This window comes from Panacibacter ginsenosidivorans, assembly GCF_007971225.1.
GTDB classification, from domain to species: domain Bacteria; phylum Bacteroidota; class Bacteroidia; order Chitinophagales; family Chitinophagaceae; genus Panacibacter; species Panacibacter ginsenosidivorans.
The window spans coordinates 4,763,677-4,783,571 of the sequence record NZ_CP042435.1; the positions used below are offsets into that span (position 1 = coordinate 4,763,677).

Sequence of the window (19,895 nt, forward strand, 5' to 3'; positions counted from 1 at the left end):
AAAAAAACCTTGCTAAACTTTTCTTCCGGGATAAACTTCTAATGCTTTTTCCAAACAATCCATAGCAGCATTAATGGCATCAAGGTTTAGTACATAAGCAAGACGTACTTCCTGTTTTCCCAAACCAGCCGTGCCATAGAAACCGGTGGCAGGTGCCAGCATTACGGTTTTATTTTGATAAGAAAAATCTTCGAGCAGCCATTGACAGAATTTGTCTGCATCATCAATCGGCAGTTTTGCAATAGCATAAAATGCGCCGCCGGGATTGGGGCAAACTACATTCGGCATTTTATTCAGTCGTTTTACAATAAGATCGCGACGGGATTTATATTCAGCTTTTGTGTCATCAAAATAATCAGGTGGAAGATCGAGTGCAGCTTCGCCGGCAATTTGTCCAAAACCAGGAGGGCTAAGTCTTGCCTGCGCAAATTTCATTACTGCATCAAGCAGTGCTTTGTTACGTGTAACCAATGCACCAATACGTCCACCGCAGCAACTGTAGCGTTTACTAATGGTGTCCATCATTACCACATTATCATTTACACCTTCCAACTGCATAGCACTGAAATGCCTGCCTTCATAGCAAAACTCTCTGTATGCCTCGTCAGAGAAAAGATAAAGATCATGTTTAAGAATGATTTCTTTTAGTGTTTGCAGCTCCTGTTCACTATACAAGTAGCCAGTAGGATTATTGGGATTGCAAATAACAATTGCTTTTGTTTTGGATGTGATGGCTTTTTCCACATCAGCAATTGGAGGAAGCGCAAAGCCTGTTTCAATGTATGAAGTAATAGGCACCACATTTACACCTGCAGCTACTGCAAAGCCGTTATAGTTGGCGTAAAAAGGTTCCGGTATAATTACTTCATCACCGGGATCAAGGCATGCCATAAATCCAAACAAGATAGCTTCTGACCCTCCTGTTGTAATAATAATTTGATTATGATCAACCGTAATTCCAACAGATTTATAATAATCTACCAATTTGCGACGGTAGCTTTCATTTCCTGCGCTATGACTGTATTCAAGTATTTTAAATTCAGAATGACGCACTGCATCCAGCACCGCTTTAGGCGTTTCAATATCAGGCTGGCCAATATTCAAATGATATACTTTAATGCCTCTTTTTTTCGCCGCTTCTGCATAAGGAACAAGTTTTCTTATGGGCGAAGGAGGCATTAATTGTCCGCGGTGGCTGATGGATAAATTTGACATAGAGCAAACCTACAGGAAAGCTTTAAAATTGCCAACGAATGTAAGTGTAGTGATTGAAGGATTTTTTAGCCGGGCATTTCTGCTTTTGAAGTCACCCATTGAGTCGCACACCCCATCTTTCTGCTATTAATCCATCGAATCCAAAATCGGGAGCCTGAATTCAATTTTTCGTTCCAGATTATATTTTGCTGATACAGCTTAAAAAGTCTACAAAAAGCGGCTTTAAACGAAAAAATTTCGAAATTATTACCACATAGTGTAAATTAGCACTGCTAATTCTTTTACATTGCACCTGAAAACTATTAAACTATGAGAACGTTTTACCTAATCCCAAGCTTACTTAGTGCGTTTTGTCTTACTTACGCCGGCGATTCTACAGCTCAGAAAAGTAACGCGTTTGCCGTTACCGGATCTACAAAAGGAGACATCACCTGGTCAACAGTAAGGCAGATTGATCTATCAACTGGTTTAGAACTGAGAAGTATTTATTCTCCCAAAGATAAACCTGCAATTCTGGACGCTATGAGTGGAACACGCGTTAACGGAGCAGCTACAGCACCAACAGAAACATTGGTGGCAGCTACAGCATATGATTCAAAAACCAATCGTTTATTCTTTACACCGATGCATAGTAATGAGCTCAGATATTTTGATCTGAGCAAAGGAACCAATGCAGTTTATTATGTTGGTAATACGGCTTTAAAATCATTTGAAGAAAAAAGTGAAGCAGATGTAATTACAAGAATGTGTTTTGGCGCTGATGGCTATGGTTATGCATTAACCAATGATGCTAACCACCTTATACGGTTTACTTCAGGCAGCAAAATAACAATCTCTGATCTTGGTTCTGTAAAAGATGGCGAGGATAATGAAAATATTTCTATTCGTAATCTTTGTACAAGCTGGGGTGGCGATATGATCGCTGATGCAATGGGTAATCTGTATGTTATCAGCATGAAAAAAAACGTATTTAAAATAAATCCGCAGACTATGGTTGCAGATTATATAGGGGCCATTGATAATATGCCTGCTGATTATACAATCAATGGTGCAGCTGTTGATGATAAAGGCAAAGTAGTTGTAAGTAGTGCTACAAGAACAGATAACTATTATAGTGTTGATCTTTCTACATTGCAGGCAAGTGCGGTTCCAAAAAAAGGCAATGATGTATATAACGCATCTGACCTTGCCAGCGGGCATCTTGCTTATGAAGATGTTTCAGATGCAAAGGTTAATCCTGCTGTGAATGTTACCGGCAATAGTGCAGTGAGTGTATATCCGAATCCTGTTATCACCAGAAGTTTCCAGGTTGCTTTTGATAAAGTATCTACAGCTACACAAACCATTCAGCTTAGCACTGTTTCAGGTGGTAGTGTACTTACAAAAGTTATCAATGTAAGCGCAAAATCAATTACACAAATTACTTTACCGGCTTCTGTACGTAGTGGAGTATATATTATAAAAGTGAGCGATGGTACAGGCAAAGTAACTTATTCAGGTAAGGTCGTTGTTTACTAATTTGTTTTCTATAGGTTAAGATAGATAAAGTCCCGCCAATTCGGCGGGACTTTATATTTTCGCATACTTATGTTTCAATCAAAGAAGAATATTATTGCCGGTCGCAATCCTGTAACTGAGGCATTGAAAAACGGACAAACCATTGATAAAATAATAATGTTTAAAAACGCATCGGGCGATAGTATACAGGAGATAAGAAAGCTTGCCAAAGAATTGAATGTGCCGGTACAATATGTTCCCAATGAAAAACTGAATAGTTTAACCAATGTGCAGCATCAGGGTGTTATAGCGTATAAATCAAGTGTGGTTTACCAGGATCTGCAGCAGGTGATAGACTGGATAAATGAAAAAGGTGAAACTATTTTATTTATCATGCTGGATGGCATAACTGATGTAAGAAATATTGGCGCCATTGCAAGAAGCGCGGTTTGCTGTGGAGCGCAGGCAATCATTGTTCCGGACAAAGGTGTTGGTGCAATGAATGAAGACGCTATGAAGAGCAGCGCAGGTGCACTGGAGCGTATACAAATATGTCGCGTAAACAGTTTGCTAAAAGCTGTTGATACGTTACATCTTAATGGCATAAAAGTTTTTACGAGTGAAATGAAAGCAGCAAAGAAAATCTTTGAGATAGACCTTACAGACCCTTGCTGCATTATTATGGGTAACGAGGAGAAAGGCGTACAGCCTTACATGAGCAAGGCTGCAGACGAACATTTCACAATACCTATGAAGGGTGGGTTTGATTCATTTAATGTATCTGTAGCGGCGGGGATTATTTTATATGAGACAATGAAGCAGCGTGGAGGTAAATAGATTTTTTAGCTTCTTATTTTGTAAGTATTATACTAAGATTTTGAATTACTTTAAGCATTGTTGTGTCACTCACTTGTGCTTTTTTTCCTGGCTCAGCAATGAACAAAACGTACAAGAGTGCGACGCAACGAAAGTCTCATTGGTAATAAAAGCCGGGCTTATAATGTATTGCCAGTTCGTTTATTAAAATTTGATTCCTGCCGAAACAGTTATGCTGCTATAAAAATTATTTATTTTAACAGAAGGAAAATCAAAGTTGGTCTCTTTACCAGAAACTGCGCTGGCCTTAACGGGAGAAAACATAATGAAATCGGATCTCAAATCCATAAAATATACAGGCTTATTTACGAAACGCCACAGACCCGTTACTGTAAGGCCTGGCTGTATATGTGTATGGCTAATCGATGAGGTATTTGAAGTATAATTGTATATATCATTAGATGATGAACGTTGGGTTATATCAAGTTTATACAATGCCATTACCGGGCCGATACCAATACCTGAGTTTTTCTTTGTATTATTAAGTATATATGTAGCAGAAAGGGCAGTTACCCGACTGCTGAAGTTTATGTAATGGTCTTCTTCAATATTCGCATTATCGTAACCTTTAACTTCACCTTTATGAAGAAGACTTACATTTATTTCAAGTGTTGTATTTTTTGTTAATTCCCGCCCATACCTGATACGACCTTTTATATTGCTGCCGCTGGAAATCATTGGATAGTAAGTTTTGCTGTCAATTACAATACCATAGAATTCCAGGTTGAAAATACTCAAATCTCCAAAACCATTTTTTTTAAACTCATTTGCAATTTGTTTTGAGGGTCCACCGAAGAAATAACCGGTTTCTATACTTGCGTAATTTTTTTGTGCGTTTACTTTTGAGCTGGCTAATATTAATAAGATGCATGCTATAATAGTGCGGGAATTGAATATCTTCTTCATAATTGTAAGTTTTAAGCTGACAGAATTGATTGATGGTATAAAAGTAGAACCGTGCAAAGCTGATAGCTAATTGAATACTGCATGTATAGCCATGTGTTTTGCGAAAAACAATTATTAAAGAATTTTTTTAGCCTTTTATATGGTAAAATGCAAATTGAATAAGCTTAGTAATTGTTGCAAACGCAAATCTTACCATTATTAAATTCAAGGATTTCAAACTTTCCTGTGCTATTTTATCTAAACACATCAAAGCATGTTATTTTTACAACCCTATGCAGGATGTAAAGTATATAAAACTGGTTGAGTGTCCACGGGATGCCATGCAAGGCTGGCTGCATTTTATTCCAACGCAACAAAAGGTCGCTTATATAAATGCATTACTCAATGTTGGCTTTGATACCATTGATTTTGGCAGTTTTGTTTCTCCAAAAGCTATTCCTCAAATGGCAGACACAAAAGAAGTATTGAACGGTTTGCAATTGAGAAGCAGCAAAACAAAGCTTCTCGCTATTGTTGCTAATATGCGTGGTGCGGAAGAAGCTGTTTTATTTGATGCAATTGATTATCTGGGCTTTCCTTTTTCTATTTCACCAACATTCCAACTCCGCAATACGAATAGTACTATTGAAGAAAGCTTCAGCAGGGTAGAAGAGATACAAAACCTCTGTATTAAAAATAAAAAGCAGCTGGTTATTTATTTAAGTATGGGCTTTGGAAACCCATACGGTGATGTTTACAACGAAAGTATTTTAACGCATTGGGCTGCTGAAATCGCAAAGCTTGATGTAAAGATCATCTCTCTTGCAGATACAGTGGGTGTTGCCACGCCACAACAAATAAGCGCAGCATTAAATGTTTTGATCCCGCTTTACAAAGACATAGAATTTGGCGTACACCTGCATTCTGCTCCCTTAAATATTTGCAATAAATTACAGGCAGCAGTTGATGCAGGTTGCAAAAGATTTGACGGAGCCTTAAAAGGCATTGGTGGTTGCCCTATGGCGCAGGACGATCTTGTAGGTAATATGCCTACAGAATTAATGATTTCTTTTTTTGAACAGCAACATTTACTTGCCGGTTTAAATAATGATGCCTTACAGTATTGTTTACAACTTGCCAATAAAATATTTGTATAATGAAGTTATTAGCTGATATAAATATTAAACAATTACAACCACCAATAACTTATACAGATAAATTATTGCTCACAGGCTCCTGTTTTACCGAGCATATCGGTAATTATCTTATGGATGTAAAATTTAATGTGCTGCAAAATCCAAATGGTATTTTGTTTGATCCGTTAAGTGTTTGTAACAGTCTTGTTTCGTACATACACAATAAACAGTATACGGAAAATGATCTTTTTTACCTTAATGAAAGTTGGCATAGCTGGCACCATCACAGCAGATTTTCTAACCCGGATAAACCGGAATGTCTGCGATTGATAAATGCATCACAGACTTCAGCACATGATTTTATAAAGGAAGCCAACTGGCTAATAATTACATTAGGATCTTCGTTCAGTTATAAACTTGTGAACACATCAATGCATGTGGCTAACTGTCACAAAGCCCCTTCACAGATGTTCATCAAACATCTTTGTACAATTGAAGAAACTGTTACGGCCCTTGATGGCACTATTCATCAGCTTTTTCATTTTAATAAGGCACTGAAAATTATTTTCACTATTAGTCCTGTTCGTCATTTGCGTGATGGAGTTGTGGAGAATAACCGCAGCAAGGCAAGATTGATAGAAGCTGTGCATCATCTTGTAAATAAATTTGATAAACTTTATTATTTCCCGTCGTACGAGTTGTTAATAGATGTATTGCGTGATTATCGTTTTTATGATATAGACCTTGCACACCCTAACTATGCGGCCACGCAATTTGTGCTGGAAAAATTTTCAGAATATTGTTTTGATGACAACGCAAAAAAACTTTCAGAAGAAATAAAAAAGATCGTCATTGCATCTAATCATAAACCGTTTAATGCACAATCGCATCAGCATAAACAGTTTCTTTTGACTCATCTAGAGAAAACAACACAATTGCAGCAACAATATCCTTTTCTTGATTTTAATAAAGAGTTGCAGTTTTTTTCTGCACAGTAATTTTTTTGAGCCGGTCCAAAGAATAATTATTAAGCTTTCGTTGCGTCGCACTCTTGTACTAAAGAAATAGTTTCAGCAGTATGCAGGTTTGCATGTTTACAAGTTTGATAAGCAACAAAAAGCCTTTGAACTTTGAAACATTTAAATGTGTAAACCTGTTCAATAATGTTAAACAGTACAAGTGTGCGACGCAACTATAGATGCACAAAGCTTTGCAGCTTAGTTCATAAAAATAGAACTGCAATACAACCAGTGATGTATTATGAACGTTACTGCATAAGTCTGTACACAGGATAACGTAAATGCTCAGGTTCGTAATAAGGAGAATTTTTATATACGAAATTTAGTTGCGCTGCTGATGATGCAGCAAAAGCAGTATCTGTTCTTTTCTTTTCTTCAAGTTGTGTACGCAATTCAGGATGTTGTTGTAAAAAATCAGCTGCAACATCTTCCCATCGGTAATCACTGTAGCCTTCTTTTTGTTGCAGTATGGCATCAAAAAAATTCCAGTGAAAATAACTGTCATCTGCCTGTGGTTCTAAAGTTTCTACAATGTACCTGTCTGCACGCTGGCCTGTATAAATAATATAATCACCTTTAAGAAAACGAATGCTGCCGGGCATTTCCGTAACCTTTACATTATAATTAAAATGATGTTTTTCATAAGGCCTTGCAGCTGATTTATAATCATCAATGTGATAATAAGACACATTAATTACTGTGTCTTTTTTTATACGATCAAACCGTACGCCATTCAGTTTTAAAAGATCAATAGCATTTTGCCAGCCCTGCGGAATAATATATGCTTTTGGCTTTTGTATGGTTAACATTGGTTTATAAGTATTATAAAATTTAACCTGCTTTTCAAAAGGTTTATTATGGTCATAATACAATCGTTGCATATCTGTTACAACGCTTGTCTTGTAAGCTGCTTCATAACCTTTAAAAGGTATCAAATCATATTTTGAAGAATCAACCTGCCAGCTTATGGTAAAATTTTTTTGCTGTTCAACGGCTTCTATGGATGCTTTTCTCTTAGCGATAATCTCTGCAGCATATGTACCAGCCTGCTCTATTACTGTTTGCATAAAAGCATACGTACTTATAACACGGTCTTTAAAAGGCTTGAGCATATGCGTTTCCGGTACAAAAGCTATTGTTTGAAAAAGAGCAGCATAACCGCTGCTATATCTTGGAGGATCGTAGAAGGCTTCCCAGCCAGTTTCAACATTTCCCTCTTCAAAATTTACATACGGGCACATGGGCCATTGCTTGGCTTCCATACTTTTAAACAAGGCTGGTTCAAATGTTTCATGCAAAAAAGAACCAATTTCCCCACCTAATTTATTGTGCTGTGTGGTAAGCATGGTCATTGTATGCTGGTAATCGGCGCCGTCACTTACATGATTATCTATAAAAATATCAGGGTCAAGCCATTGAAATATTTCTTCAAATGCATGCGCATCTTTTGAGTCGGCTTTTATGAAATCCCTGTTAAGATCAAGGTTCTGCGAGTTGCCCCTAAAGCCATAGCTTTCCGGGCCATTTTGATTAACCCTGGAGAAGTTGTTACGATTAAGACTGCCTCCAATGTTGTATATGGGAATGGCTGCTATCACTACGTTTACAGGAATTTTTAACTTACCTGTAGCAAGGTCACGCATAAGCATCATGCTCGCATCGACACCGTCTGGCTCACCGGGATGAATGCCATTATTTACCAGTATAACTACTTTGTTTTTGCGGTGCCATTCTGCGGGATTAAAGTTCCTGTCGTTACTAAAAATAACCAGTTGCAACGGGTATCCTGCATCGGTGGTATCAAATTTTTTTATATCTATAGTATTAAATTTGGCTTTAAGAGCGTTATAGTAATCAGTGCACCCGAAATAAGTGACAGTTTGTAAACCTTTGGTTTTTTCAAAAGTTGTAGTAAATTGTTGTGCCAAGCCAGCTATATTATTCAGAAGAAAAATACTAATAATTAATTTTTTCATAATTTGTAACCAGAATTTTACTTGAAGATAATGGAAAACACGTACAGGATACTCATTGCCGAAGACGAACCTAAACTTGGATTGGTGATCCAGGAGGAACTGGCACGCCAGGGCTACCAGGCAGACATGGCCTATGATGGGGCAATAGCTGAAAAACTCTTTAACCAGCACAGCTATTCTTTGATACTGCTTGACATAAACCTGCCCTATAAGAACGGACTGGCTTTATGTAAAGAATTCAGACAGCAAAACAATAAAGTGCCCATTATTATGCTTACTGCATTGGGTGAGATTCAGGATAAAGTAGATGCTTTTAGCCTTGGTGCTGATGATTATATCGTAAAACCCTTCCACTTTGACGAGCTCTTTGCAAGAATAAAAGTTTTCCTGAAAAGAGCTGAAAATACAGCTCAATTCAGCGATAAAATAAATGTTGGGGATCTTGAAATAGACATGAATAAAAAAACGGTTACCCGTGCAGAAAAAAATATAAATCTTACAGCCAAGGAATTTTCTCTGCTGGTGCTGCTCTCAAGAAACAAAGGCAAAGTAATTTCGAAGGCCGAGATTATGGAAAAAGTATGGGAGCTAAGTTTTGATACTGGTACCAATACAATTGAAGTTTACATTAGTTTTCTACGAAATAAGATCGATAAGCCTTTTGAAACAAAACTTATTCATACCAAGCCGGGCTTTGGATATTATGTTAGGGAGGCGCCGCTGTCATGAGAGTTCGGCTAAGGTTTGTTGTTACACTTACCCTGGTTGTTTCAGCAATCCTGGCTATCTCCTTCTTTATTATTTATACGCTTTACGCACAAAACAGAAAAAAAGATTTTGATAACCGTCTTTGGGCACACGCATATAACACCTACAGAAATCAGTATAGAATAAATGATACCGACAAAGAAGTAATGTCAAAACTTACTTATTATTTGCCTGGTTCTCCTACTGAATTTTCTTCTGTTATTATCGATAGTTCTTATCATTTAGTAGCGTCAAATCCCCGTGATTTTAAATATACCATTGACACAAACCTCCTTTTTAATATAAAGGATTCAAAAGAGTTGTACTTTCTGAATGGAGACTCGCAAAGTGTAGGTCTTTATTTTAACCAATACGATCATGAGTGTTTTGTAATTGCTACAGGTTACGACAAGTTTGGTCTTGCCCGTTTACATTCTTTAAAGCTAACCATGATCTATGTTTCCATTGGCAGCATCATCCTTCTGTGCATTTTTACATTTCTGTACGTTATGATCGTTACAAGGCCGCTAATAACACTTAGCATACAAATGCGTAAAGTAAGTGAGAACAATCTAAAACAACGTGTAAGCGTTGGAAAAGGAGATGCAAGACACAACGAGATTGTACGCATAGCTAAAAATTTCAACGGAATGCTCGACAGGCTGGAGCGGGCATTTACCATGCAAAAGAATTTTGTCCACCATGCATCTCATGATCTTCGCACGCCACTTGCTACCATGCTTTCTCAAACGGAGTCTGCATTACGGAGAGAACTCGCTCCCCAGGAGGCAAAAAAAGTACTGGAATCTTTAAAAGAAGATCAGCAGGGCATGATAGAACTTACTAACGCATTGCTGTTGTTATCACAATATGAAAATATTAATTACACTGCAGGATGGCCCGAAGTAAGACTGGATGAAGTGATGTATGATTCAATCGCCTCTATGCAGAAAATGTTTCCCGGGATAACTATCAATTTTGATTTTTCCGCTGACGATGTTAATGAATCATACCTGTATCTTAAAGGTAATGAAGTATTGCTGCGCTCCGCATTCGTAAACCTGTTGAAAAATGGGATTAAATATTCAGATGACAGCAAGGTAGATATAACGATGCAGCCCGAAGCGGGTAAAGTAATTATTCATTTTGAAAATCGGGGCCCGGTAATGCAGCCCGATGAAGTGGAAAGAATGTTCTTTCCTTTCTTCAGAGGCGAAAATGCGCAACAAAAAAAAGGCTTTGGCCTTGGCCTCTCCATAGTAAAAAGAATTACAGAACTGCACAGTTGCCAGGTAACCTATAAAGTTATTAATGGTAATATCAATTGTTTCATATTAACTTTCTTTCGCTCGCAGTAAATTAATCATTGCAGGAAATTAGTATTTTTCGGTGCAGGCAATTGAACTGCTATTAAGCTTCGTTGTGTCACTCACTTCAGGGTTCAGCAACAATGTCGGCCGAAGAACAAAGCGTACAAGAGTGCGACGCAACAAAAGCATAAACGGAGTTACAAAACCCCTGGTTCATAGATAAACCATTTAAAATAATTTCACCAGTTAGTGTCCTGATCATTTCTTTCAGTTACAAAGCTTCATCCACGAGGTACAAAATAGATTCATAATTTTCTTTTACCGCTTCAGACATTGCCATCTCGCATGTTTTGGTAGAAGAATAATATCCATTATATTTTTCCTGCTTTACTTCTAATGCTTCCAGGTTTGTTGCAGCAGCAGTAAGTTCAGGAAATAAAAAACCACGGTCGCCTGCCATGCCACAACAGCCTGCGTACTTCGGAACAGTAACTTCAGTTGCAAAATACTGCGCCAGTTTAATAAATTTTTGCGTTGTTTTCATTTTCTCCAAAGAACATACGGGGTGCAGTACAATATTTTTTTTCCTTTGTTTTATTGTAACTGCTGGTAATACCATATCATGTAGAAAATCAACACTGTCAAGGATAGTTATCCGGTCAAATTTGACTTTGTTCTTTTCAGTCAATACAGGTCGAATATTATGCAATGTATAAGCACAGGAGCTTACATCAATTACGACTGGCAATGCACCCTCATTGCTGCTTTTCCATAGTTTTTCAATGATATTGTTTGCTGTAAAATAATAAGCATCTTTAAATCCCTTTGAAGAAAATATCTGGCTGCAACAACTGCCACTAACATATTCTAAAACTTTCATATCAATACTTGCTTTGTTACAAATACTCACAAAAGTTTCCAAGATATTTTTTTCTTTTCTTTTATAAGTACCCAACATTCTGGATATGCAACTTGGGAAATAGACTATTGTATTTTTGTAGTCTTTATTAGCAATTTGCTTATTTGATTTGATAACAGAAAGATCTGGAGGGTAACTAATTTGGCCTGACCATAGTGGCATAGCAGGAAAAACTTTTTTTATTCCATTTGTAATGCCGGTCATTGCATTTTTACCAAACAGTTTATTAATTCCAATGCCTGTTTTAAATGCAGCACGTGCAGACCATTCGATAGTTTTAAAATGCCTTGCAACCGATAAGGCAATCTTATTTTGAATGGTGGAATGATTTTCTCTCCTTAATCGTTTAACCAGGTCACCGGTATTAATATCAACCGGGCAAGCCGTAGCACATAAGCCATCAACAGCGCATGTATCCAAAACATCATATTGATATTGGGCTAACAGCAATTTGTAATTTGAATCATTTCCTGCATTCTGCAATTGCTTCAATGCCCTGCGTATTACAATCCTTCTTCTTGGTGTGGCAGTAATATCACGGCTTGGGCATTTGTGTTCGCAGTAGCCACATTCAATACATTTATCTACTTCTTCTTCAACAGAAGGAAGTTCCTTTAGATTTTTTATATGCGTGTTCTTATCCTCATTGATGATTACACCAGGATTCAATAACAATTGCGGATCAACTGCCAATTTTATCTTTTGCATGATTGCATAAGCAGCACCGCCCCACTCTGTTTCTACGAAAGGGGCCATATTGCGGCCTGTTCCATGCTCTGCTTTTAAACTGCCATCGTATTTTTCTACAACTAAGGTGATCACTTCACGCATAAATCGATCATACCTTTCAATCTCACCTGTTGTGATAAAAGATTGTGTAACCACAAAGTGAATGTTGCCATCTTTTGCATGGCCGAAAATGATGGCATTGTAATAATGATATTTTTTGAATAGTTCCTGCAAGTCTAAAATAGCATCACCTAATTTTTCAACAGGGAAAGCTACATCTTCCAGTATCACTGTGGTACCGTTTGCACGCACTGCTCCTACAGCAGGAAATAGACCTTTGCGAACCTTCCATAAAAAATCCTGCGCTGCAGGATCATTGGTAAATACAGGTGTATTCAATAATGAAAGTGAAGACGTAGTAGATAAGAAGCTGTTCACCCTTTCTTCCAGTTCTTCTGGATTATTTTCCTGGAATTCGATTAATAATGCTGCTGCTGTTTCAGGCAGCGTTTTTACGATGGCCGGCATACCAGGTAAATGTTCTACAGCATGCAATGAAGCACGATCCATTAACTCAACCATTGCCGCACCTGCATTAGTAAGCGGAACAATAGCCTGGCATGCAGCATAAATATCGGGAAAGTACAAAAGCGTTGTTGACTTCTGTGGGTAATCAGGAACTGTTTGTAATACTGCTTCTGCAATAAAAGCAATTGTACCTTCTGCACCAATTAATAAATGAGCCAATATATCCAAAGCATGCTCATGATCAATAAAGGCATTTAACGAATAACCAACAGTATTTTTGGTTTGATATTTTCTTCGAATCTTATCATACAATATTTCGTTAGCTGCTATTTCTTTTTTTATAGCTGTAAGGCTCCTGTATAATTCATTACATTCTTTTTCAAAGCGGGTATAGTCTGCTTTATTTTCTGTGCTGAATGTTTTGCCATCAGGTAAAATAAAACGAATATATTTTGTAGTGTGATATGAATTCAGTTTTACGCCGCAACACATACCACTTGAGTTATTTGATAAAATACCGCCCATCATTGCAGCGCTGATACTGGAGGGATCAGGGCCAATTTTTCTTTTATACTTTTTTAGATAAGCATTTACCATTGCACCGGTTATGCCTGGCTGCACACGCACTAAATTGCCATTGTTTTCAATTTGTATCTTATTCCAGTGCTGGCTTAAGTCAACTAAAATGCCATCTGTTATAGATTGACCCGAAAGGCTTGTGCCACCTGTGCGGAACACCAATGGAATATTATATTCTTTCGAAAATTTAAATAATAAAATGATCTCTTCTTCATTAACAGGTTGTACAACTGCTTTAGGAATTAAATGATAAAAGCCTGCATCAGAAGCAAAAGAAATGAGATCAATATATCTTGTTCTGATTCGATGTTCAGGTAATATTTTTTTTAATGCTTCTATCATTTTTTAGTCCCGTGCTGATTAAAATTTTCGGCTGCTAAAAGCTGAATAATATTTCCTTTGTACAAGAGTGCGACGCAAGTAAAGCTAAATAATGGTGCTACAGTCCGGCTCAAAAAAGTTCTCAAAATAATTTTCATTTCATCAATTCTCACATCCGCACATTTACTCATCTGCACATCTTCTTAATGCGAATCCCTTGCAACTTCACTGCCTGAACCACCTTTTAGAAAATCCATATCAGCACCAAGGTGCGCCTGCTCCACATGCGTTTGATATAAGTGTACATAACCACGCGTATGCATCTTTTCGGTTTGTTTCCATGCGGCCCTGCGTACGGCAAGTTCTTCTTCTGAAACTTCTAACTGAAGCGTTCTGTTGTGTGCGTCAAGACTGATGACATCTCCATTCTGCACAAGTCCCAAAGGCCCTCCCACAGCGGCTTCCGGCGATACGTGCAGTACCACTGTGCCGAAACCTGTGCCGCTCATTCTGCCATCAGATATGCGTACCATATCTGTAACACCTTGTTCCAGTAATTTTTTAGGCAGCGCCATATTGCCAACTTCAGCCATGCCCGGATAGCCTTTGGGTCCGACATTTTTTAGTACCATTATACTGGTTGCCTCAATGTCCAGGGCAGGATCATCAATGCGTGCATGATAATCTTCTATGTTTTCGAAAACAACTGCTTTGCCTGAATGCTTCAACAACGTAGGGCTTGCAGCGGAAGGTTTTATAACGGCACCATTCGGCGCAAGATTTCCTTTTACTACAACGATGCCTGATTCTGGTTTAAAAGGTTGTTGCATTGTGCTGATAACATTACGGTCATACACTTCTGCGGCAGCACAATTTTCACCCATTGTTTTTCCATTTGCTGTAATGGCATCATTGTGAATGATGGCTTTCATTTCTTTTATCACAGCAGGCAAGCCACCGGAGTAATACAGATCTTCCATATAATTTTCGCCGGAAGGTTGTATGTTGGCAAGCAATGGAATGTTTTGCGAATATTTATCAAAATCATCGATGTTTAATTCGATACCAATACGGCCTGCGATGGCCAATAAATGAATGACGAAATTGGTAGAGCCGCCAATTGCTGCATTTACCATAATGGCATTTTCAAAAGCTTTGCGTGTAAGAATTTTACTCAGCGTAAGATCTTCTTTTACCATTTCCACAATACGTCTTCCCGATAATTGAGAGAGCACTTTACGTCTTGCATCCGCTGCCGGTATAGATGCATTATTGGGCAAAGAAAGCCCTAATGCTTCTACCATTGTAGCCATTGTTGATGCCGTGCCCATTACCGCGCAATGGCCTTGTGTGCGTGCCATACAAGCTTCGGCTTCCACAAATTCCTGTGGGGTTATTTGCCCTAATTTATGGGCTACATCAAAACGCCAAACATCCGATGTGCCAATGTCTTTTCCTTTCCAATGGCCTTTTAACATTGGTCCGCCGGAGATAACAAGTGTTGGAATATTTACACTGCATGCACCCATTACCAGCGATGGTGTTGTTTTATCGCAACCACATAACAGCACTACACCATCAACAGGATTGGCTCTTATTGATTCTTCCACATCCATGCTTACCAAATTTCTGTAAAGCATTGCAGTAGGCTTAACCAATGTTTCACCCAATGACATTACGGGAAACTCAACAGGAAAGCCACCGGCTTCCAGCACACCTTTCTTTACTGCTTCGGCAAGTTCCCGGAAATGCGCATTACAGGGTGTAAGCTCACTCCAGGTATTGCAGATGCCAATTACAGGTTTGCCTTCAAACATATCTGCCGGTATGCCCTGGTTCTTCATCCATGCACGATAAATAAAACCATCTTTACCTGTACGGCCAAACCAGTTGCGGCTTCTTAATTGTAGAGTTTCCATGATTCAAATATTTTCCTGTGCTACTTTTTATTAGATTTTGTAACGGGCTTTAAATCTACTTTAATCTTTCGTTGCGTCGCACACTTGTGCTGAAGAAATTTTATACGGCTTCTGCAATAGTGTTTCCGGGAGAAGCTTTTATTGCTACAGATTTTGGGTGGCACTCTTATTGGCCAATACAGGTTTATATTCATTAAGGCATGTTGTATTGCTCGAAATACAATACGGCCGTACAAGAGTGCGACGCAAGAAAAGTATAATCGGAGTTACAGAACCCCTGATTCATAAAATAAAAAAAACCATTGAAATTATTTTCAATGGTTTCCAGGTGCCCGGGACTGGTTTTGCTTCATTCAGTTTGAGGATTTCCCTCGTACCTCGGGAGGATCCTGAAACTGTTGCAGCGTCTTTTCGCACAAAAAAAGATTTCCACTGCAATCCCTAACGCAACTGCCAGCGAGTATTAAGTGTTTTGTTTAAGTCTCGCCGGCAAGGCTTTCTTTTGGCATTGCCCAAAAGAAACAAAAGGCAAGGTGTTTTTCGTTGCCGCGGGCTAGGGAGCCGTAAAAGCAACAGAATAAGAATTTAGCTAATGAATTGTTTTGTATCTGCAGCAAGAACCAAGCTGTGAAAAGTAAACACAATCTTTTTTCTCTCAACTTCCCCACCTTCGGCAGTACTGTTCATACGCAAGCTTAGGTATTCTGCGGGTAACTTTGCGGTGGCCGAAAATATTGAAATCATTATTGTGGTTGCAGCCAAACTATTGATACACCTTTATCTTTTCCTTTTGCAAGTCTTAAGGTTGCATACGTATTTGTTTCTTTATTGTAGTCTGAAATAGAAAACAAAGCAAGATTGTGATCTCTTTTTTCTGGTTGGCCAAACACATATTGGCGTTCCGGCATTATATCTGTGCCCGATGCATTAAAATAATAAGCATCACAATCTCCAACACCTATAATTGTAGTAAGCTTGCCTTTCTTTACAGACTCTCCATTTTCATCGACATCGTTAAACAAAATATAGTTTCTATTTGTACCACTTAAATAAGCGAAAGATTTATACTGATTGCCTTCGTAAAGTTTTTGACCTGTGCCTTCCCTATTTGACAAGTAGAAAGAGGGAATAACCATATTCGTAAGTTTTTGATTCTTGGGAACAAAATATTGATTTACTTCTTTACCATCCTTGTCATACGTAACGACTGCAATATTCCCTAAAACAGCAGTATTGTAACCCCCACCGCTTGAACCTGATGACCATATGTTTGTTACTTCCTCATAGACTATAGAGAAACTTCCATCATTATTAATATAGAAGTTTTGAGGCATCCCTGTAAAACCATTTTTTTTGCCAAAAAGTTCAGTGCTTTTGTCATTTACTTTTGAGGGATATTGGTCATCTTCCTTTATTACGCTGTGTTGCAGAGGATCTATAAAAGCTATAAATGTGCTGTACGTATTGTGCTTATGGTCAATTTCTACCGTACCAAGAAGAATTAATTTCTTTGTTACGGAATTATACTTTACCAATGAAGAAGATAGGTTTAAATCTTTTGTGAAATCTATGTTGTCAATTTTGGGATTTTTTGAATCAGCTTCAAAACTCGCGACTACTAATTGACCATTCAAATAGCCAACTATACTTAATTTTTTGTTTTCTGTAAAAGTCATACCAGCATAATAAAAGTCGCCTTTTTCGTTAGGTGAATAAACAATGTTGTTTATTTCTTTATTATTACTATCATAAAAAACAATTGTCAGACGTCTATCCTCATCTTTTTCAGGAAAATTCATCATTGCAAGCACATAGTTTTCACTATTTGGATCCTTTAGAATATTAAAGTCAGGGGATGGTACACCGCCTAATGCGTTTGCATAACTTATTGCTAAACTCAACTTGTCAGTATTTTTGGCTATTGTAGTTTCTTCTTTAAGAGCACCGGTGTTACCATCAAAAACAAGTCTGTAAAGAAGGCGTGCTTTATCATCTGTTTCACTTATAAATAAATCAACATTATCTCCAATTGGTAAAACAGCTGTTATTGAACCAACTTTTAATTTTCCATATTTCGGGTTTACATGCTGCTCCGCCTTTAGTTTGTGCGATTCATCATAGATTTTTACATCTATTCCATCTTTGATAGTAATGCGCAGGTATGCCGCATTCCCGTTTTTCATCTGGATTAGTTTGCAGTACCCATCTTCGGGTTCTTTAAATACAGGACTTTCCGCAATTTGTTTAAACTGCGCATTTGCTGAAATAGATAATAAAACTATCGTAAAGACGGTGCAAGTTTTAATGATGTGCATAGCAATCGGCTTTGGTTGTTATAGTAACAATTTAAATAAAATAATTCTTTTGTCTCTTTCTTAGTTCTAAAAGCTGAATATAAAAACATAGCTATTGTTTAACAAATTGTTGCACCGTTTCATTCTCACCATTTTTGATTTTCAGGAAATATGTACCCGCTGGCAATGATCGTATATTCCATGAATAGCTATAGCTATCCGTGATTGTTTTTGCAACGATTAATCCATTGCCGTTATGGATAGTAAGAGTTGTTTTTTCTCCCTGTTTTAATCCCTCTATACTGAGAATTGCAGATGCAGGGTTAGGATATACTTTAACATTGATGTCGCCGAAGTTCACCAATACTATTTTTGAATAATCTATATGTCCATCTTTATCTACCTGCTTCAAGCGATAGTAATTCTTGCCTACAAATGAATGGGTATCTTCAAAGGTATATTGTTGAACCTGATTAGAGTTTCCTTTACTGGTAACTTTTGCTATTTCTTTAAAGTTGTTATTAACGCTACCGCTTCTTTCAATAATAAAATGATCATTGTTTATTTCTGATGCGGTCTGCCAGTTGAGTAAAACAGATTTACCATTAACTATAGCGTTAAACGATAAGAGCTTGATGGGAACGATAGCTTCATAATTATATCGTACTACAGAATAATCATTATCAGTTCCGTTATAAGAGTATCCGCCAAGCACAATCTTATTGTCTGGCTGTATAGCAGTAGCGAAAGCAAAATCATCGTTGGTTCCTACAGGTGTTACGACAAAACCATTTGTTCCAAAGGAGCTGTCAATATTACCATTTGCATGATACCTGATGAGAGCAAAGTCTATATTTGAAGACCCTTTCGTTGTTCCACCCTGTACAATTTTTCCATCATCTTGAATGGCTAAGCAATAGGCATTATCAAAATCCGTACTGTTGTCTTGAGAAGTGTTAAGTTTAGTGATTCTGATTCCATCTACTCCAAAAGTCGAATCAAGGCTACCAGCGGCATTGAATCGTAATATTGCGAAACTGTTATTTATACCATCTTTTGAAAAACCTGATACAACAATTTTGTCGTCTTCCAAAACTCGTAATTGTAAGCCAGCCGGGTAAGGTGAGTTGGCATAAGCTAATGCTATTCCATTATCACCAAAAGAACTATCACGAAGTCCATTGTCTTTATAACGAATTAGCATTATAGAATCCCGTACTTGATGCTGTGAACTTTCGAATTGGTTAAAGCCTGCAACTACTATTTTTCCATCAGACTGTATGCCAACATCGTAAACCGGAATATCATGATCAAGTATCATTTCACCGATTCCATTTATGCCAAATGTGCTATCTAAAATGCCAGTGGAATTATAGCGAAGCAATGCGAATGAGTTTATATAGGCCCCCAAATGTGTCACATATGCCGTAATTAATATTTTTTGGTCTGATTGAATTGCTATACCTGTTCCAGTCCAACCGCTACTAAAATTAGATACTACTTTGCCGTTAACTCCAAAGCTGCTGTCCAAAGACCCATTTGTTTTATACCTTGCTATGGCCAACTGACGACCTGAGTTTCCAGTGGTAGCACCTACCAATAAGATTTTACCATCTTCCTGCAATGAGATAACTCTGGCACCGCTGGTACTATTGGCCGTATCGAAGCTTGTGAAGACCGTACCATTAATTCCAAAATGGGCATCCAGAGAGCCATCAGAATTATATCTTATCAAAGCAAAATTAGAATTAGAAGTGCCTCCTATCAAAATTTTGCTATCTGGCTGAACTGTTACGGCAGAACCGTAATCATCGCCGTTCAGGTTTGTGATTACTTTTCCGGCGTTACCAAATGTCACGTCTAACGTTCCGGGTTGCGCTATGCCCGAAACAACTACAAACATAAACGACACCATTGCTAAAAAGTATTTCTTCATATAAAATGC

Annotated in this window: 13 protein-coding genes; 6 read left to right on the forward strand and 7 right to left on the reverse strand. The window is 37.8% G+C overall.

The window, feature by feature from the left end; translation table 11 throughout:
• Positions 1-12 precede the first annotated feature (12 nt).
• Positions 13-1,215, reverse strand: a complete 1,203-nt coding sequence (locus tag FRZ67_RS20250) for a pyridoxal phosphate-dependent aminotransferase (RefSeq protein WP_147192396.1) — start codon at positions 1,213-1,215, stop codon at positions 13-15.
• A gap of 309 nt (positions 1,216-1,524) precedes the next feature.
• Here FRZ67_RS20250 and FRZ67_RS20255 point away from each other — a divergent pair, with 309 nt between their 5' ends.
• Together FRZ67_RS20255 and rlmB are read left to right on the forward strand one after the other, a co-directional pair.
• Positions 1,525-2,733 carry a T9SS type A sorting domain-containing protein gene (locus FRZ67_RS20255; protein ID WP_147192397.1) on the forward strand — a complete coding sequence of 403 codons (1,209 nt, stop codon included), beginning with the start codon at positions 1,525-1,527 and terminating at the stop codon, positions 2,731-2,733.
• A 69-nt stretch (positions 2,734-2,802) separates the two neighbouring features.
• Positions 2,803-3,549 (forward strand): 23S rRNA (guanosine(2251)-2'-O)-methyltransferase RlmB, encoded by a 747-nt coding sequence (gene rlmB / locus FRZ67_RS20260; protein ID WP_147192398.1) that lies wholly within the window; start codon positions 2,803-2,805, stop codon positions 3,547-3,549.
• A gap of 183 nt (positions 3,550-3,732) precedes the next feature.
• Here rlmB and FRZ67_RS20265 read toward each other — a convergent pair whose 3' ends face one another.
• Positions 3,733-4,494, reverse strand: a complete 762-nt coding sequence (locus tag FRZ67_RS20265; RefSeq protein ID WP_147192399.1) for a hypothetical protein — start codon at positions 4,492-4,494, stop codon at positions 3,733-3,735.
• 272 nt (positions 4,495-4,766) lie between these two features.
• Here FRZ67_RS20265 and FRZ67_RS20270 point away from each other — a divergent pair, with 272 nt between their 5' ends.
• Positions 4,767-5,630 carry a hydroxymethylglutaryl-CoA lyase gene (locus FRZ67_RS20270; RefSeq protein ID WP_147192400.1) on the forward strand — a complete coding sequence of 288 codons (864 nt, stop codon included), beginning with the start codon at positions 4,767-4,769 and terminating at the stop codon, positions 5,628-5,630.
• Complete coding sequence (locus FRZ67_RS20275; protein WP_147192401.1) at positions 5,630-6,607, forward strand: GSCFA domain-containing protein; 978 nt, start codon at positions 5,630-5,632, stop codon at positions 6,605-6,607. The genes FRZ67_RS20270 and FRZ67_RS20275 overlap by 1 nt, the downstream gene beginning before the upstream one ends.
• A gap of 269 nt (positions 6,608-6,876) precedes the next feature.
• Here the strand turns inward: FRZ67_RS20275 and FRZ67_RS20280 are convergent, their stop codons facing one another.
• A complete protein-coding gene (locus FRZ67_RS20280; RefSeq protein WP_147192402.1) occupies positions 6,877-8,604 on the reverse strand; it encodes a M14 family metallopeptidase in 1,728 nt (575 codons plus the stop codon).
• A 30-nt stretch (positions 8,605-8,634) separates the two neighbouring features.
• Between FRZ67_RS20280 and FRZ67_RS20285 the strand changes: the two genes are divergently transcribed.
• Positions 8,635-9,333, forward strand: coding sequence for a response regulator transcription factor (locus tag FRZ67_RS20285; protein ID WP_147192403.1), 699 nt, complete (start codon positions 8,635-8,637; stop codon positions 9,331-9,333).
• Positions 9,330-10,709 (forward strand): HAMP domain-containing sensor histidine kinase, encoded by a 1,380-nt coding sequence (locus tag FRZ67_RS20290; RefSeq protein ID WP_147192404.1) that lies wholly within the window; start codon positions 9,330-9,332, stop codon positions 10,707-10,709. The genes FRZ67_RS20285 and FRZ67_RS20290 overlap by 4 nt, the downstream gene beginning before the upstream one ends.
• 223 nt (positions 10,710-10,932) lie before the next feature.
• On the opposite strand, the gene FRZ67_RS20295 is transcribed toward FRZ67_RS20290, so the two are convergent.
• From FRZ67_RS20295 to FRZ67_RS20310, 4 genes are all read right to left on the reverse strand, one after another.
• The gene (locus FRZ67_RS20295) at positions 10,933-13,758 is read right to left on the reverse strand and encodes an FAD-binding and (Fe-S)-binding domain-containing protein (RefSeq protein ID WP_147192405.1); all 2,826 of its coding nucleotides are present in this window, start codon (positions 13,756-13,758) and stop codon (positions 10,933-10,935) included.
• Positions 13,759-13,940: 182 nt separating this feature from the next.
• Positions 13,941-15,656, reverse strand: a complete 1,716-nt coding sequence (locus FRZ67_RS20300; protein ID WP_147192406.1) for an IlvD/Edd family dehydratase — start codon at positions 15,654-15,656, stop codon at positions 13,941-13,943.
• 743 nt (positions 15,657-16,399) lie between these two features.
• The gene (locus tag FRZ67_RS20305) at positions 16,400-17,971 is read right to left on the reverse strand and encodes a hypothetical protein (protein ID WP_147192407.1); all 1,572 of its coding nucleotides are present in this window, start codon (positions 17,969-17,971) and stop codon (positions 16,400-16,402) included.
• A gap of 91 nt (positions 17,972-18,062) precedes the next feature.
• Positions 18,063-19,865: a T9SS type A sorting domain-containing protein gene (locus FRZ67_RS20310; RefSeq protein WP_158638418.1), complete on the reverse strand. Its 1,803-nt coding sequence runs from the start codon at positions 19,863-19,865 to the stop codon at positions 18,063-18,065.
• Positions 19,866-19,895 lie beyond the last annotated feature (30 nt).